Below are 1,027 nucleotides of genomic sequence, written 5' to 3'. Positions count from 1 at the left end.
AAGGTCGATTTGCCGCAACCGGAGGTGCCGACCAGGGTGCAGAATTCGCCTTCGGCCACGTGCAGGTTCAGGCGCTCCAATACCACCTGGTCGCCATAGCGCTGCCACACATTGTTGACGTTGATAAAGCTCATGCCCGCGCTCCTTCGTACCAGGGGAACGCGCGCCGGGTCAGGGCCTTGAGGCCCCAGTCCATCAGCCAGGCCAGCAGGGTGATCCACACCACGTAGGGCAGGATCACGTCCATCGCCAGGTAGCGGCGCACCAGGAAGATCCGGTAACCCAAACCGTCGGTGGAGGCGATGGCTTCGGCTGCAATCAGGAACAGCCACGCCGAGCCGAGCATCAAGCGCAGGGAGATCAGCAAACGTGGCAGCAATTGCGGCAGCACCACCCGCAGCATCAGGGTCCAGGTGGAGGCGCCGAGGGTCTGTGCCTTCACCAGCAACTCCACGGGAATTTCCCGTGCCCGCTGTTCCAGGTCCCGCGCCAGGGCCGGGGTGATACCGATCACGATCAGCATCACTTTCGACAATTCCCCCAGCCCGAACACGATGAACAGGATCGGCAGGATCGCCAGCGGCGGCACCATCGACAGCACCGTCAGCAAGGGGGACAACGGTGCGCCAAACAGCGGCAAGGTGCCGGCTGCAATGCCCAGGCACAGGCCGGCGAGGGCGCTGATGCCCAGGCCGATCGCCAGACGGCGCAGGCTTGAGGCGCTGTCTTGCCACAGCACGTATTCACCGGTGCGAGTGTCGGCGCTGAAGGCCAGGCGTTTCACTGCGTCGCCCATTTGTGCGGCGCTGGGCAGCAGCTTGTCGTTGGGGTTGTCTGCCAGGCGCTCGGCCGAGCCCACGAAGTAGGCGAACAGCAGCAGGGCGAAGGGCAGCAGCACCAACAGCAGGCGACTGGAGCGTTCCGGGTGACGGTTGATCAGGCGCATGGCCGCGTCCTCTTACAGCGTGCCGTCGGCGGCCATCTGTACGTAGCTGGGGTCGAAATGCAGCTTGAGGTTGGCGGTGTC

General features: G+C 64.6%; 1 protein-coding gene and 1 pseudogene. Both read right to left on the bottom strand.

Translation table 11 applies throughout. The features are described from left to right. Positions 1–134 (bottom strand): annotated as a pseudogene (locus HX873_RS31550) (ABC transporter ATP-binding protein); the annotation flags it as partial. Further along, on the bottom strand, positions 131–946 hold the full coding sequence (locus HX873_RS31545) for an ABC transporter permease (protein WP_003212030.1): 816 nt from the start codon (positions 944–946) through the stop codon (positions 131–133). The gene HX873_RS31545 and the pseudogene HX873_RS31550, both read right to left, overlap by 4 nt. Positions 947–1,027 lie beyond the last annotated feature (81 nt).

This window comes from Pseudomonas sp. P7758 (genome assembly GCF_013386485.1).
In the GTDB taxonomy this organism is placed as follows: domain Bacteria; phylum Pseudomonadota; class Gammaproteobacteria; order Pseudomonadales; family Pseudomonadaceae; genus Aquipseudomonas.
This window is presented reverse-complemented; position numbering and strand designations above follow the sequence as displayed.

Coding starts and splice junctions, on each gene's coding strand:
- HX873_RS31545 (WP_003212030.1), bottom strand. CDS start 946: ATGCGCCTGATCAACCGTCACCCGGAACGCTCCAGTCGCCTGCTGTTG.